Origin of the sequence: Pseudarthrobacter sp. SL88, from assembly GCF_026672455.1 — a bacterium.
Taxonomy (GTDB): domain Bacteria; phylum Actinomycetota; class Actinomycetes; order Actinomycetales; family Micrococcaceae; genus Arthrobacter.
Genome location: NZ_JAPPRD010000001.1, coordinates 2,275,498 through 2,288,781, shown reverse-complemented (window position 1 = coordinate 2,288,781; position 13,284 = coordinate 2,275,498). Strand labels below are relative to the sequence as shown.

The window sequence follows — 13,284 nt, the reverse complement described above, 5'->3', positions numbered from 1 at the left end:
ATCATGGACCGCCAGCAAGAGTTTGTCCTGCGCACAATCGAAGAGCGCGACGTACGTTTCGTCCGCCTGTGGTTTACCGACGTCGTGGGATCGCTGAAGTCTGTGGCGCTGGCGCCGGCCGAGGTTGAAGGGGCGTTCGAGGAAGGCCTCGGCTTCGACGGCTCCTCCATCGAAGGCCTGGCCAGGGTCTTTGAATCGGACATGCTGCTGCAGCCAGACCCGGCAACCTTCCAGATCCTGCCGTGGCGTGGCGAGACGGAACAGACCTCACGGATGTTCTGCGACATCCTGACCCCTGACGGCGAGCCTTCCACCGCTGATCCACGGAATGTCCTCAAACGGACTCTTGCCAAAGCCGCGGACATGGGCTTCACCTGTTATACGCATCCTGAGATCGAGTTCTACCTGCTCAAGTCCCAGGAACCGGGCCCCGACGGCGCGCCGGTACCGGTGGACGAGGGCGGCTATTTCGACCATGTGCCCGGGGGCGTCGCCCAGGACTTCCGCCGGACGGCCGTGACCATGCTGGAGTCGGTGGGAATCTCGGTGGAGTTCAGCCACCACGAAGGCGGCCCGGGCCAGAACGAAATCGACCTCCGCTACGCCGACGCCCTGCAGACGGCGGACAACATCATGACGTTCCGCACGGTCATCAAGGAGGTCGCCCTCCAGCAGGGAACCTACGCCACCTTTATGCCGAAGCCGTTCACCGCCCACCCCGGCTCAGGCATGCACACCCACTTCTCGCTTTTCGAAGGCGACAGCAACGCGTTCTTCGAAGCCGGCGCGGAATACCAGCTCTCCAAGACCGCCCGACAGTTCATCGCCGGCATCCTCAAGCACGCGCCGGAATTCACAGCCGTCACCAACCAGTTCGTCAACTCCTACAAGCGGCTCTGGGGCGGCGGCGAGGCGCCCAGCTACCTCAGCTGGGGCCACAACAACCGCTCCGCGCTGGTCCGCGTGCCGCTGTACAAGCCGGGCAAGGGCCAGTCTGCCCGGATCGAATACCGCGGCATCGATTCGGCCGCCAACCCCTACCTGGCCTATGCGGTGCTCCTGGGCGCCGGGCTCAAGGGCATTGAGGAAGGCTACGACCTCCCCGCCGCAGCCGAGGACGATGTCTGGTCGCTGAGCTCGGCCGAACGCCGGGCCATGGGCCACGACCCCCTGCCGGCCAGCCTCCATGACGCCATCCGCACCATGGAGGACTCGGAACTCATGCCGCAAATCCTGGGCGAGCAGGTCTTCGAGCACTTCCTCCGCAACAAGCGCGCGGAATGGCAGGACTACCGGCTGCAGGTGACGCCCTACGAACTGCAGCGCAACCTCGGCATCCTCTAGGCGGCGGGCGTGAGCCTGGCACGCCGCCTCATCGCGGCCGGTTTCAGCGACCTGGACAAAGGCGAACGCTTCCTGGCGGCCCGTGAGCTGGAGGGGCTGGACCAGGACCGGCTGTTTGCCGGGCTGCACATTGCGGCGAGTCCTGACGCCGCGCTGCAGTCCCTGGTCAGGTTGATCGAGAAATATCCTGACCTGCGGGCCACCGCGGGAGCTGACCTTGAGACCAGCGAGCCGCTGTACCGGGTGCTCGGCGCTTCCGAGGCGCTGGGCGAGTTCCTCATCAGGCACCCGGAGCACCTGGCGGCTTTCGACGTCCGGACCAGCCCGGAGCCCTTGCCGGCCGATCCCGCGGACCTGCGGGCCACACTGCTGCAGGCCGTGGGCGCCGACCCGCGCGCATCACGGCCGGTGGCGTCGACCACCGGTCCTGACGCGTACGCTGCCCTGCGCACGGCGTACCGCAGGGGGGTGGTGGACCTGGCCATCAAGGATCTCTGCGCAGCGGACCCGCTGGACTTCCTGCCCTCCGTGGGAGGCGAGCTGGCCGACCTCGCCGGCGCGGCCATCGAAGCCGGCCTTGCCGTGTCGCGGGCCGAGGCGGCAGAACAGTTCGCCGCCGCCGACGTCGCCGACGTGGGTTTGGCGGTCATCGGGATGGGCAAGTGCGGCGCCCGCGAGCTGAACTACATCTCCGACGTCGACGTCATCTACGTCATTGATGCCGGGCAGCTGGAGGACGCGCAAGCCAACACCATCGGAACAGCGCTGGCCAGTGGGATCTCCCGCGCCATCTCCTCCGTGGCCCGCGAACCCGGCCTCTGGGAGGTCGACGCGAACCTGAGGCCGGAGGGCAAGTCCGGGCCGCTGGTTCGCACCTTGGCTTCCCACGAGGCCTACTATGCGCGCTGGGCTGAAAGCTGGGAGTTCCAGGCGCTGCTGAAGGCGCGCACCATCGCAGGGGATGCCCGGCTGGGCCGCCGGTATGAGGAAGCGGTGGCCCCGCTGATCTGGAATTCCGCCAGCCGCGACGGGTTCGTCGAGTCCGTGCAGGCCATGCGCCGCCGGGTGACCGAGCACATCCCCGCTGCCGAGGAGCAGCGGCAGATCAAGTTGGGCCGCGGCGGCCTGCGCGATGTGGAGTTCACCGTCCAGTTGCTGCAGCTGGTCCACGGCAAGGCGGACGAGACTTTACGACGCCGGGACACCACATCGGCGATTGCGGCACTGTCGGCGGGCGGCTACATCGGACGCACGGACGCCGCAGCCTTCGACAACGCCTACCGGTACCTTCGGCTCCTGGAGCACCGGATCCAGCTGTTCCAGCTGCGCCGCACCCACCTGATGCCGGTGGCCGAACCGGCATTGCGTGCCCTGGCGAAGGCGGTTCTTGGCCCGTTCTCCAATGAGCGGCCGCACCCCGATGCCCTGCTGGCCGCCTGGCAAAAGACCAAACGGTCCGTCCGGGAACTGCACGAACGGATCTTCTACAGGCCACTGCTCAACACGGCGGCCAAACTCAGCAGTGAGGATGCCAGGCTCACCCCTGAGGCAGCGCAGGCCCGGTTGGCGGCGCTGGGATACAGTGACCCGCAGGGCGCCATGCGGCACATCGAAGCCCTGACGGCCGGTGTCAGCCGGCGTGCTGCCCTGCAGCGCCAACTGCTACCCATCCTCCTCGACTGGCTCGCCGAGGGGGTGGATCCCGACGCCGGCCTGCTGGCCTTCCGCCGGGTCAGCGAGGCCCTGGGAACCACCCACTGGTACCTTGGCCTGCTCCGCGACTCGAACGCCGCCGCCGAACGGCTCTGCCACATGCTTTCCAACTCGCGGCTGATTGCCGACCTGTTGGAAGTGTCCCCGGAATCGGTTGCCTGGCTGGGGCAGGACAAGGACCTTGTTCCGGTGTCCTTCGATGCGCAGTGGCAGGAAATTACGTCCAAGATGTCACGGCACTCGGATCCGGAAAGCGCCATGCGCCTGATCCGGCTCATCCGCCGGAGGGAAATCCTCCGCATCGCCGTGGCTGATTCGGCCGGGCTGCTGGACCAGGACCAGGTGGGCTCTGCTCTCGCGGATACGGACAGGGCCGCCGTCCTGGGCGCCCTGCGCGTGGCCGAGGGGATCGTGTCCGCCGGTGGCCCCCTGAAAACCGCGGTGCTGGTGGTTGCCATGGGCCGGCAGGGCGGGCGGGAAATCGGGTACGGCTCCGACGCCGATGTCATGTACGTCCACCGGGCCCTGCCGGGCTTTTCCGAGGCTGAGGCCCAGGAACAGGCGGGAAGGATCGTCGCCAAGGTGTCCAGCCTGCTGACCCAGCCGTTGAAACCGGCCATTATGGCCGAACGCGTCCTGCAGATGGACGCTGACCTTCGGCCGGAAGGCAAGAACGGGGCCATGGTCCGCTCCCTGGAATCCTTCGCCGAGTACTACCGGCGGTGGTCACTGATCTGGGAAGCCCAGGCGCTGCTCCGTGCGCGTCCGATGGCCGGTGACGACGGCCTCGCCGCCGACTTCCTGGCCCTGATCGACCCCATTCGCTATCCCGAGTCCGTCGCGGGGCAGGACATCCGGGAGATCCGCAGGGTCAAGGCCCGGGTGGAGTCGGAACGGCTGCCCCGCGGCGCCGATCCCGCCCGGCACCTGAAGCTGGGCCGCGGCGGCCTGAGCGACGTCGAATGGCTGGTCCAGCTGCTCCAGCTCCAGCACGCCGGAGAACACCCGGAGCTGCGGACCACGTCCACCCTTCCGGCGCTGGAGGCCGCGGCTGCGCTTGGGCTGCTGTCCCGGGACGACGCCGGGACGCTGGCGCAGGCCTGGCGGCTCGCCAGCAGGATCAGGTCCGCGAACGTCATCTGGAACGGCAAGGCCTCCGACCTTCTGCCCTCATCCCGGCGCGACCTGGAAGCGGTGGCCCGGTGGTGCGGCTACGAGCCCGGCCACGCCGCAGCCCTGGAGGAGGACTACCTGCGGGTCAGCCGGCGGGCACGTGGAGTCTTTGAGCGCATTTTCTATGGGCACTGACGGATTCTTCGGGTCAGTTTGGATCATCCCGCTGCGGGACCTGGATGCGGACGCCCAGGCAATCCAGCTGGACGCTGTGGCAAGGCTCCAGCTCGGGCCCGGCCAGGAGAGATTCGTGGGTGATCCTTTGCGGATGGCCCTCACGGGCCTGGCCGAAGAGGGGCGGCACCCCTTCGTGATGGAGGCCGGCGGGCGGGCCATAGGCGTACTCACCCTGCAGTCAGGAGCAGCCACCCTGGCCGGCTGGCCGGAGGACGGCTCCGCCTGGCTGCTCCGGGGATTCCTTGTGGACCGGCGCCACCAGGGCAAAGGCCTGGGAACGCTGGGAGCTGCCGCCGCCGTGGTGGCGGCAGGAAAACTCGAGCGCCGGCACCCAACGGGTGCTTCCGGCGTCGTACTCTCCGTCAACGAGGCCAATGGCCCGGGGCTGGCCGCATACCTGAAGGCCGGCTTCGTGGACCACGGCCGGTACACCGGCGGATCTGCGGGGCCGCAGCGGACCCTGTTCATGCCGTTCGCCCAGGCCACAATGAGGTAACACCCGCGGGCCGTTATTGCGTTGGGAAAGCGTTTATTCGATGATGTGGAATGGCGGTGTTCTTCAACCTTGTTGGGGGGAAGGCTCGAACAGTCTTCGTCTCGGGGGGCATTCGTCAGGAGGTCTGGCTCCCGGTCTCAGCACGTCTGGAGCCGGGCCTCCACCTTTTAACCACTCCGGGCATTCGGCCCGGGAACGCGAAAGGCGGCCACCGGATCACCGGTGGCCGCCTTTCGCTGTCTCAGCGGGCCTGGCGGTACTGCCAGGCGGAGTGGAGACTAGACGCCGTAGTAGAGCTCGAACTCGTAGGGGTTCGGGCGCAGGGACAGCGGGCGGATCTCGTTCTCGTACTTGTACTCGATCCAGGTGTCGATCAGGTCCTGGGTGAAGACGCCGCCGGCCTGCAGGAACTCGTTGTCCTCGCGCAGTGCTTCCAGGGCTTCTTCCAGGGTGCCCGGCGCCTTGGGGATGTCCTTGGCTTCCTCGGCGGGCAGTTCGTAGAGGTCCTTGTCGATCGGTGCCGGGGGCTCGATGCGGTTGCGGATGCCGTCAATGCCGGCCATCAGCTGGGCAGCGAACGCCAGGTACGGGTTCGAGGAGGGGTCCGGAGCGCGGAATTCGATGCGCTTGGCCTTCGGGTTGGAACCGGTGATCGGGATGCGGATACCGGCGGAGCGGTTGCCCTGCGAGTACACCATGTTGACCGGAGCTTCGAAGCCCTTGACCAGGCGGCGGTAGGAGTTCACCGTCGGGTTGGTGAAGGCCAGGACGGCGTCGGCGTGCTTCAGCAGGCCGCCGATGTACCAGCGGGCAGTGTCGGACAGGCCGGCGTAGCCCTTCTCGTCGTAGAACAGCGGATCGCCGTTGCTCCACAGCGACTGGTGGCAGTGCATGCCCGAGCCGTTGTCACCGAAGACCGGCTTCGGCATGAAGGTGACCGACTTGCCCCAAGCGTCAGCGGTGTTCTTGATGACGTACTTGAACTTCTGCAGGTCATCGGCAGCGTGGGTCAGGGTAGTGAACTTGTAGTTGATCTCGGCCTGGCCGGCGGATCCAACTTCGTGGTGGCTGCGCTCGACCTCAAGTCCGGCCTCATCCAGGGCAACACACATGGCGTCGCGCAGGTCGGCCTGCTTATCCGTGGGGGAAACCGGGAAGTAGCCGCCCTTGACGGGGGTCTTGTAACCGAGGTTTCCACCCTCTTCCTCACGGCCGGTGTTCCAGTGCGCTTCTTCGGAGTCGATCTTGTAGAAGCTGCCCTGCGGGGAGGACTGGTACTGGACGTTGTCGAAGACGAAGAACTCGGCCTCGGGAGCGAAGAACGCGGTGTCAGCGATGCCGGTGGAAGCCAGGTACGCCTCGGCCTTCTCGGCCACGCCGCGGGGGTCCCGGTGGTAGGGATCGCCGGTGCGCGGGTTCACGATGGAGAAGTTCAGCGCGAGGGTCTTTTCCATGCGGAAGGTGTCCAGGAACGCGGTGGTCACATCGGGGATCAGCTGCATGTCCGATTCGGCGATGCCCTGGAAGCCACGGATGGAAGAACCGTCGAAGAGCTGGCCGTTGACGAAGAAGTCAGCATCAACGCTCTTAGCCGGAACGTTGAAGTGCTGCTGGACGCCGGGAAGGTCGGTGAAGCGGATATCGACGAACTTTACATCTTCGTCCTTGATGAACTTGAGGACTTCGTCCGCAGTCTTGAACATCTATGCTCCTAACGCATATGTAAATATCTGGCCTCAGCCATATGATCCAGCGCAATCCGAAAGCAGGGAAGACGCAAGGTTTTCCGTGCTGTGGCCCTGCCGCAGATACCTGCCGGGGAGATTGCTTGAAACTGCTAACAGCCTATGGACGCGGCATTTCCCGTCCGTGTCCACATTGTTTCGGGCAGGTTACAGAATGCCCTGTTATGACCACGCTATCGGGTGTCCACACTGTGGTCTAACCCCATCCGCGATGTGGGCGCCGTGCACCGGGCCGGCGCGGGGGGTCGAGGCCGGTAAACTTGGACGGTGGTAGATCGCAAAGACCTTGGCTCCTGGCTCACCGGGCCGGACACGTCCGGCATTTCCAAGTACCCCGGTGAGCGCCTGGGCTTGCCCGAATCGGGGCCGGGGTCCATTGCCCGGGCGGGCCGGCGGATCGTTGCCATCATGATCGATTGGGGCATCGCCCTGCTGATCAGCAACTTCGCCTTCGCCGGCGACGCATGGGCAACCTTGGGAATCTTCGCCCTTGAGCAGATCCTCCTGGTGGGCACGCTCGGATACAGCATCGGCCACCGCGTGGTGGGTATTTCGGTGGTGCGCCCCGGCGGCGGGACGCCCGGGCCGTTGGCCGCCTTGGTGCGGGCCGTACTGCTGTGCCTGGTGATCCCGGCCGTGATCTTTGATCCCGACCAGCGCGGCCTGCACGACAAAGCGATGAACACCCTGCTGATCCGCCGCTGAGCAGACGCGGGTGGGGGGCTGGCGCTAGGCCTGGCTTTCTTCCGACACCTTGGACCGGCTGGTTTCCGGGGCCGGTGCGACGGCGTCGGCAGCAGCCAGCAAACCGCGCTTATCGGCCCAGCGTTCGAAGAGAATGGTGGCGAACGGGAAGACCGCTGAGAGCCCGGCAAAAAGCGCCACGGTGAACGGCCAGCGCTGCAGGCGCCAGAGCACCAGGGCCGCCACGCCGTAGCCAACAAACAGAGCTCCATGGATAGGTCCGGCCACCTGCACACCGATCTCGGTGGTGCCGGCAATCCATTTGAAGTACATGCCGATCAGCAGGGCTGCCCAGCTGAAAGCCTCGGCGACGGCGAGGATACGGAAAGCGCGGATGGCCACGTTGCGAAGGGGCATGGGTTGTCCTGTCCTGTAAGGCGGTCGTCATCGTTGGTTGGCGGGGCGCCGTTAACTGCTTGGGCGCGGGGTATCTTGCTGGCCAACGGAAATGGCCTGTTCAAGAAAAACGCCCCCGGCTGCCGGAAGGATCCGGTGGCCGGGGCGCTGTTTAGGCCTAGCGTCCGCGGTTGGGGCGGGCTTTGTAGGGGTCGATGCCCTTGGGGATGGGCAGCCGGTTCCCCAGGGATGCGATCCGCTTGGAAACGGCATTCACTTCAAGCTTGGTCAGTTCCTTCTTCAGCTTGCCCATCTTCTTTGCCACCTGGCTGATGGGCACCTGGCCCTCGCCGCGGCCGCTTTCGATGACGTGCACCGTCACGTTGGGCAGGATCCGGGCAAGGCGCTTGCGCTCGGCATCGAGCAGAGGCTTCACCCGGAGCGTGGGGCCTTCGCTGACCAGTACGACGCCGGGCCGGCCGATGGCGCGGAAGACGGCATCCTGTGTGCGCGGATTGACGGCGACAGGCTGTTCCTCGGTGATCCAGCCGCGGCGGAGGGTACCCAGTGCGGCGCCTGAGGCCCCGGGCTGGTTTTCGATCTGGGCGAAAGCCGCCCGTTCCGCGCGCCGGGACAGGATCAGCGTGGCGCCGAGCAGGCCCAGCGGGATGCCGATGATCAGGCCGGTGATCCAGTTCTCAAGCCAGAAACCCACCAGGAAGCTGACGGCCACAACGCCCAGGAAGACCAGCAGCATCAGCCACGGGACCATGGGGTCGTGGCGGCGGGTCATGTTGAAGACCTCACCGATCTGCTTGAGGCGGCTGGGCTTTTTGGCCTTCGCCTCTTTCGGCTTGCGGGAGAACAGTCCGCGCTTTGCCGCGCTGGAGTCCGCCGGGGTGGAGTTGCTGGAGTCAGGGGATTTCGCCATAGTGCCTCAATTCTACGTGACCAAAGCCGAAGGGCCGGACGCCGGAAAGATCCGGTGTCCGGCCCTGGGTGGCAGTGGCTGCCGGGTCAGGAACGGGCGGCCAGGAGCGTGCTGGCTTCCTGGCGGGTGGTGCCGGAGTCCTGGATGCCGTCGGCGATGTGGGCGAGTTCGGCGGGGATGTCGCGGCCTTTTTTGCGCATGGCGGTGGCCCAGAGGCGGCCGGCGCGGTAGGAGGAGCGGACCAGGGGGCCGGACATGACGCCGAGGAAGCCGATCTCTTCGGCTTCGTGCTGGAGGTCGACGAATTCCTGGGGTTTGACCCACCTGTCTACGGGGAGGTGGCGTTCGGAGGGGCGGAGGTATTGGGTGATGGTGATCAGGTCGCAGCCGGCCTGGTGGAGGTCGCGGAGGGCTTCGGAGATTTCTTCGCGGGTTTCGCCCATGCCGAGGATGAGGTTGGATTTGGTGACCATGCCCAGGTTCCGGCCCTGGGTGATGACGTCGAGGGAGCGTTCGTAGCGGAACGCGGGGCGGATGCGCTTGAAGATCCGGGGGACGGTTTCGACGTTGTGGGCGAAGACTTCGGGTTTGGAGTCGCAGATCGCGGCGATGTGGCCGGGGTTGCCGGAGAAGTCGGGGATGAGGAGTTCGACGCCGGTGCCGGGGTTCAGTTCGTGGATTTTGCGGACGGTTTCGGCGTAGAGCCAGACGCCTTCGTCTTCGAGGTCGTCGCGGGCAACGCCGGTGACGGTGGCGTAGCGCAGTTGCATGGATTGGACGGAGCGGGCCACTTTGGTGGGTTCGAACCGGTCCACGGGGGAGGGTTTGCCGGTGTCGATCTGGCAGAAGTCGCAGCGGCGGGTGCATTCGGAGCCGCCGATGAGGAAGGTGGCTTCCTTGTCTTCCCAGCATTCGAAGATGTTGGGGCAGCCGGCTTCTTCGCAGACGGTGTGCAGGCCTTCTTTTTTGACCAGGTTCTTGAGCTGGACGAATTCCGGGCCCATCTGGACTTTGGCCTTGATCCACTCCGGTTTGCGTTCCACCGGGACAGCCGCGTTGCGCTGCTCGATCCGCAGCAACTTCCGGCCTTCGGGTGCCAATGTCACAGTAGAGCTCCTTCGGGGCTTGAAACGAGTGCTTCTTCGTGCTTGCGGAATTCTTCCACGAAGCGTTCGGCGATGTCGGCGGGGCGGATGTCCTTCCCGGTTTCCCGGGACATGGTTGTAACGCCGGCGTCGGTGATGCCGCAGGCAATGATCTGCCCGTAGGGGGCGAGGTCGTTACTGCAGTTGATGGCGACACCGTGCATGGTCACGCCGTTGAGGACACGGATGCCAATGGCGGCGATCTTGCGGTCGGGCCCGTTGGCGTCGGCCTTGACCCATACACCGGCGCGGCCCTTGATGCGTTCAGCACGGATGCCGTAATCGGCCATGACGGCGATCATGACGGCTTCGAGCCGCTCCACATAGTCACGGATCCCGGCGCGGTTCCTCAGTTTCAGGATGGGGTACGCGATGAGCTGGCCCGGACCATGCCAGGTGAGCTTGCCGCCGCGGTCCACGGCCACCACGGGAGTCCCGTCGAAAGGCCGTTCGTGGTCCTCGGTCAGCTTGCCTGCGGTGTAAACGGCTGCGTGCTCCAGCAGGAGCACGGTGCTGGGTGCCTCATCGGCCACCACTTTTCCGTGAAGTTCGCGTTGAAGGTCCCAGGCGTGCTGGTAATCAACGAACTCCGGGGCTAGACCCAGCCCTGAAAACTCAAGAGTCATGCCTTCCAGCTTAGACCCCGCAGCGCCGCGGACTGGGTTTAGTGTCTAAGCTCACCAGCGGCCTTCACCTGCGCCCACAATGTGACTGAAGGCCAGCTCCGGCTGTGGATAACTTCTGCAGCCGTCTGCGGATTCCGCTAGACATGGGACATGGATGATTTGCAGGCTCCCGACGTCCCGGGTTTTGCGGTTGACCGGCTCCTGGGCCGGGGAAGCAGCGCGTCCGTCTGGCTTGCCGCTGAGCAGGCCACGGGCAGGAAATACGCCGTAAAGTGCTTCCACCCCGGCTCCGGTGAGTCACGCGGCCGGGGAGAGACGTCGGAGGACGCGGTGAGAAGGGAAATCCGGATCCTCTCCGTCCTGGACCACCAGCACCTGGTCAGGGCCCACGACGCCGTCAGCCTGCACCCCGGGCCGCCCGGCGACGCGGAAGGACAGGCTCCGACTGCCCTCATCATGGACTACGCGTCCGGTGGCTCCCTGGGTCAGCTCCTTGGCTCCCGCGGCCGGCTCAGCGTCGGTGAAACCGTAACGGTACTGACTCCCATCGCCCAGGCGCTGTCCTATCTCCATGGGAAAGGATTCACGCATGGGGACGTTTCGCCCGGCAACGTGCTGTTCACCGGCCAGGGCAAGCCGATGCTGTCGGACCTGGGAATCGCCCGGATGCTGGGGGACCCCGCCGGCGGAGCAGGCCACGGCACACCCGGCTTCGTGGATCCTGCACCGGTGGATGCGGTCCGCGCAGGGCTGCAACCCGAGAGGGATGTCTATGCGGCGGCGGCCCTCGGATGGTTCTGCCTCACCGGTGCCGCGCCCCCACGCACGGCAGACCGGCCACCGCTGCCGCTCTTGGTTCCCGGTGTACCTGTGGACCTCGCTGCAGCCCTGGAAGCAGGTCTCAGCGAAGACCGCAGGCTCCGTCCCACCGCCGGTGCCTTGGCAACCGCTGTCTACCGCAGCGCCGCGCCTGTGCCGGTGGACCTTTCTGCCGCCGTCCATCCCACCGTCATCCCGGAGCTCCTGACGCGCAGGCACGTGCCGCCGCCCTCACCGGGCCGGCTGAAGGAACGGTTGGGGACATTGCGCCGGCGGGTGGCCACGCCGCCGCGGCTGACGGCAGTCCCCGCCGCAACGGGCGAACCAGCACGGCGGAAGGACACGGGTGGTGCTCCTGTGCGTTCCCGGAAGCACGCAGGCGGGCGCCGGAACGGGGCTCACCGCAGTGTGACTCCAACCGGTGCTCGCCAGCGCCGGACCGTCCTCGCAACAGGCGCGGCTGCCGGTGCGGCGATGGTCCTGTGGCTGACTCCCTTGTCCCAGGTGGCCCTGGGCACCCTGGATCCCGCCGGCGACGGCAGGGCTGCGGCAGAGGCAGCTTCCGCCACTGCCGGAGACTCTGCTGCGGTTCAGGCAGGCGGCCCTGCCGCACTGGACGAGGCCAGGGCCCTGGCGGCGTCCGCACAACCTGCGGACGCCCTGCGTGGCCTTGCGGCGCTGCGTGACCACGCTTTCCGCAGCGGCCAGGTGGACCTGCTGGCGGAAGTCAACGCCTCCGGGTCGCCGGCGGCCGCTGCCGACCATCTCACTGCGGAGAGGCTGTCAGCTTCGGGCAGGGTGCTTTCAGGCTTCATCAGCACGCTCTCGGACATCCGGACAGAACCGGGTCCAACGGATTCGCGCGCGGTTGTCCAGGCCACCGCCGCCACATCAGCCTGGGAAGAGAAGGACACCACAGGAACTGTTGCCGCAAAAGGTGCTGCTGCACCCGGCCAGCCCCTGCGTTTGGTCCTCATTGCAGAGGACGGCAAGTGGCGGATCAGCGAGATCCTCCCCGGCTCCTGAAACCGCGCCCCGCCGCTGCAGCCCGCACCAGGCTCACCAGGTTAGCGTCAGGCCGGGTACGCGGCCTTGTCGTTGCCGGCAACCCAGGCGGCCGCCTCCGTCAAACCAGGATGTTCCCAGCGGAAACCGGCCGCCGACAACACGGCAGGCTCCATCCTCTGACTGGCCAGCAGCAGCTCTTCGGCCAGGTCGCGCATCAGCAGGCGCAACACCGGGCCCGGGACCCGCAGGACAGCAGGCCGGTGCAGCGCATGGGCCAGTGCGGCCACGATGCTGTTGACGTCAGCCTGCTCGGGGGCGCACAGGTTAACGGGGCCACGGATGTCGGATTCCAGCAGGAACAGGAAAGCCTTTGACACATCCGGCAGGGAGATCCAGGGCCAGTACTGGCGGCCGTCCCCGAACGGTCCGCCGATGCCGAGGCGCAAGAGGGGAAGCAGCCTGCCCAAGGCGCCGCCTGAGCGGCTGAGGACAACGCCGGTGCGGGGCGTGACAGTCCGCACGCCTGGCGGGGCGGCGGCAGCGGCCTGTTCCCATTCGACACAGATGCGGGACAGGGTGCCCGACCCCGCGGACGCATCTTCGCGAAGCACGGTGTATCCCGCGTCGCCGTAATACCCGGAGCCTGATTGGCTGATAAAGGTGGGCGGCGGGCTGTCCACCTGCTGCATCGCCCGGACCAGGGTTTCCGTAGACCGGAGCCGCGAACTGAACAACTCTTCAACCCGCTTGCGCGTCCACGGGCGGTCGCCGATTCCGGCACCGGAAAGATTGACGACGGCATCCGCGCCCTCAAGTGCCCGGGGATCCAGTTCCCCGGCGGCCGGATCCCAGCGGACTTCGGCGGCCGTCTTCGGTTCCCGGCGCACCAGGGACACGACGTCATGCCCTGCCTCCCTGAAGGTGGCGGACATGGACGTGCCGATCATTCCCGAGGCCCCGGACATAAGGATGCGCATGCTCCATCACACCACGGACCCGGCCCCAAGGCACGTCCCGCGGCGCCGGG

At 66.6% G+C, this 13,284-nt stretch carries 11 protein-coding genes; 5 read left to right on the top strand and 6 right to left on the bottom strand.

Translation table 11 applies throughout. The features are described from left to right. Positions 1-3 precede the first annotated feature (3 nt). The 3 genes from OVA06_RS10415 to OVA06_RS10405 are packed head-to-tail and all read left to right on the top strand — an operon-like array spanning position 4 to position 4,903. Positions 4-1,344 (top strand): glutamine synthetase family protein, encoded by a 1,341-nt coding sequence (locus OVA06_RS10415; protein WP_056077714.1) that lies wholly within the window; start codon positions 4-6, stop codon positions 1,342-1,344. Positions 1,345-1,353: 9 nt separating this feature from the next. After that, positions 1,354-4,365 carry a bifunctional [glutamine synthetase] adenylyltransferase/[glutamine synthetase]-adenylyl-L-tyrosine phosphorylase gene (locus tag OVA06_RS10410; protein WP_268158113.1) on the top strand — a complete coding sequence of 1,004 codons (3,012 nt, stop codon included), beginning with the start codon at positions 1,354-1,356 and terminating at the stop codon, positions 4,363-4,365. Next, positions 4,355-4,903, top strand: a complete 549-nt coding sequence (locus OVA06_RS10405; protein WP_056077488.1) for a GNAT family N-acetyltransferase — start codon at positions 4,355-4,357, stop codon at positions 4,901-4,903. The genes OVA06_RS10410 and OVA06_RS10405 overlap by 11 nt, the downstream gene beginning before the upstream one ends. Before the next feature lie 278 nt (positions 4,904-5,181). Here the strand turns inward: OVA06_RS10405 and glnA are convergent, their stop codons facing one another. Next, entirely contained in the window at positions 5,182-6,606 is a 1,425-nt protein-coding gene (glnA, locus tag OVA06_RS10400) for a type I glutamate--ammonia ligase (RefSeq protein ID WP_015936802.1), read from the bottom strand. A gap of 309 nt (positions 6,607-6,915) precedes the next feature. Between glnA and OVA06_RS10395 the strand changes: the two genes are divergently transcribed. Continuing rightward, positions 6,916-7,353, top strand: coding sequence for an RDD family protein (locus OVA06_RS10395; RefSeq protein ID WP_056077435.1), 438 nt, complete (start codon positions 6,916-6,918; stop codon positions 7,351-7,353). Positions 7,354-7,377: 24 nt separating this feature from the next. Here OVA06_RS10395 and OVA06_RS10390 read toward each other — a convergent pair whose 3' ends face one another. The 4 genes from OVA06_RS10390 to lipB all read right to left on the bottom strand — a co-directional run bounded on the left by OVA06_RS10390 (position 7,378) and on the right by lipB (position 10,430). Then, positions 7,378-7,749 carry a DUF3817 domain-containing protein gene (locus OVA06_RS10390; protein ID WP_261621166.1) on the bottom strand — a complete coding sequence of 124 codons (372 nt, stop codon included), beginning with the start codon at positions 7,747-7,749 and terminating at the stop codon, positions 7,378-7,380. Between the two features lie 157 nt (positions 7,750-7,906). Continuing rightward, entirely contained in the window at positions 7,907-8,659 is a 753-nt protein-coding gene (locus OVA06_RS10385; RefSeq protein ID WP_268158105.1) for a DUF4191 domain-containing protein, read from the bottom strand. Positions 8,660-8,745: 86 nt separating this feature from the next. After that, complete coding sequence (gene lipA / locus OVA06_RS10380) at positions 8,746-9,765, bottom strand: lipoyl synthase (RefSeq protein WP_268158102.1); 1,020 nt, start codon at positions 9,763-9,765, stop codon at positions 8,746-8,748. Further along, positions 9,762-10,430, bottom strand: a complete 669-nt coding sequence (gene lipB, locus OVA06_RS10375) for a lipoyl(octanoyl) transferase LipB (RefSeq protein WP_261620711.1) — start codon at positions 10,428-10,430, stop codon at positions 9,762-9,764. Before lipB ends, lipA begins: the two co-directional genes overlap by 4 nt. Positions 10,431-10,580: 150 nt before the next feature. On the opposite strand from lipB, the gene OVA06_RS10370 reads away from it, so the two are divergent. Next, positions 10,581-12,275: a serine/threonine-protein kinase gene (locus OVA06_RS10370; protein ID WP_268158100.1), complete on the top strand. Its 1,695-nt coding sequence runs from the start codon at positions 10,581-10,583 to the stop codon at positions 12,273-12,275. Positions 12,276-12,322: 47 nt separating this feature from the next. Here OVA06_RS10370 and OVA06_RS10365 read toward each other — a convergent pair whose 3' ends face one another. Next, a complete protein-coding gene (locus tag OVA06_RS10365) occupies positions 12,323-13,234 on the bottom strand; it encodes a TIGR01777 family oxidoreductase (protein WP_268158098.1) in 912 nt (303 codons plus the stop codon). Positions 13,235-13,284 lie beyond the last annotated feature (50 nt).

Coding starts and splice junctions, on each gene's coding strand:
- OVA06_RS10415 (WP_056077714.1), top strand. CDS start 4: ATGGACCGCCAGCAAGAGTTTGTCCTGCGCACAATCGAAGAGCGCGAC.
- OVA06_RS10405 (WP_056077488.1), top strand. CDS start 4,355: ATGGGCACTGACGGATTCTTCGGGTCAGTTTGGATCATCCCGCTGCGG.
- glnA (WP_015936802.1), bottom strand. CDS start 6,606: ATGTTCAAGACTGCGGACGAAGTCCTCAAGTTCATCAAGGACGAAGAT.
- OVA06_RS10390 (WP_261621166.1), bottom strand. CDS start 7,749: ATGCCCCTTCGCAACGTGGCCATCCGCGCTTTCCGTATCCTCGCCGTC.
- OVA06_RS10385 (WP_268158105.1), bottom strand. CDS start 8,659: ATGGCGAAATCCCCTGACTCCAGCAACTCCACCCCGGCGGACTCCAGC.
- lipB (WP_261620711.1), bottom strand. CDS start 10,430: ATGACTCTTGAGTTTTCAGGGCTGGGTCTAGCCCCGGAGTTCGTTGAT.
- OVA06_RS10370 (WP_268158100.1), top strand. CDS start 10,581: ATGGATGATTTGCAGGCTCCCGACGTCCCGGGTTTTGCGGTTGACCGG.
- OVA06_RS10365 (WP_268158098.1), bottom strand. CDS start 13,234: ATGCGCATCCTTATGTCCGGGGCCTCGGGAATGATCGGCACGTCCATG.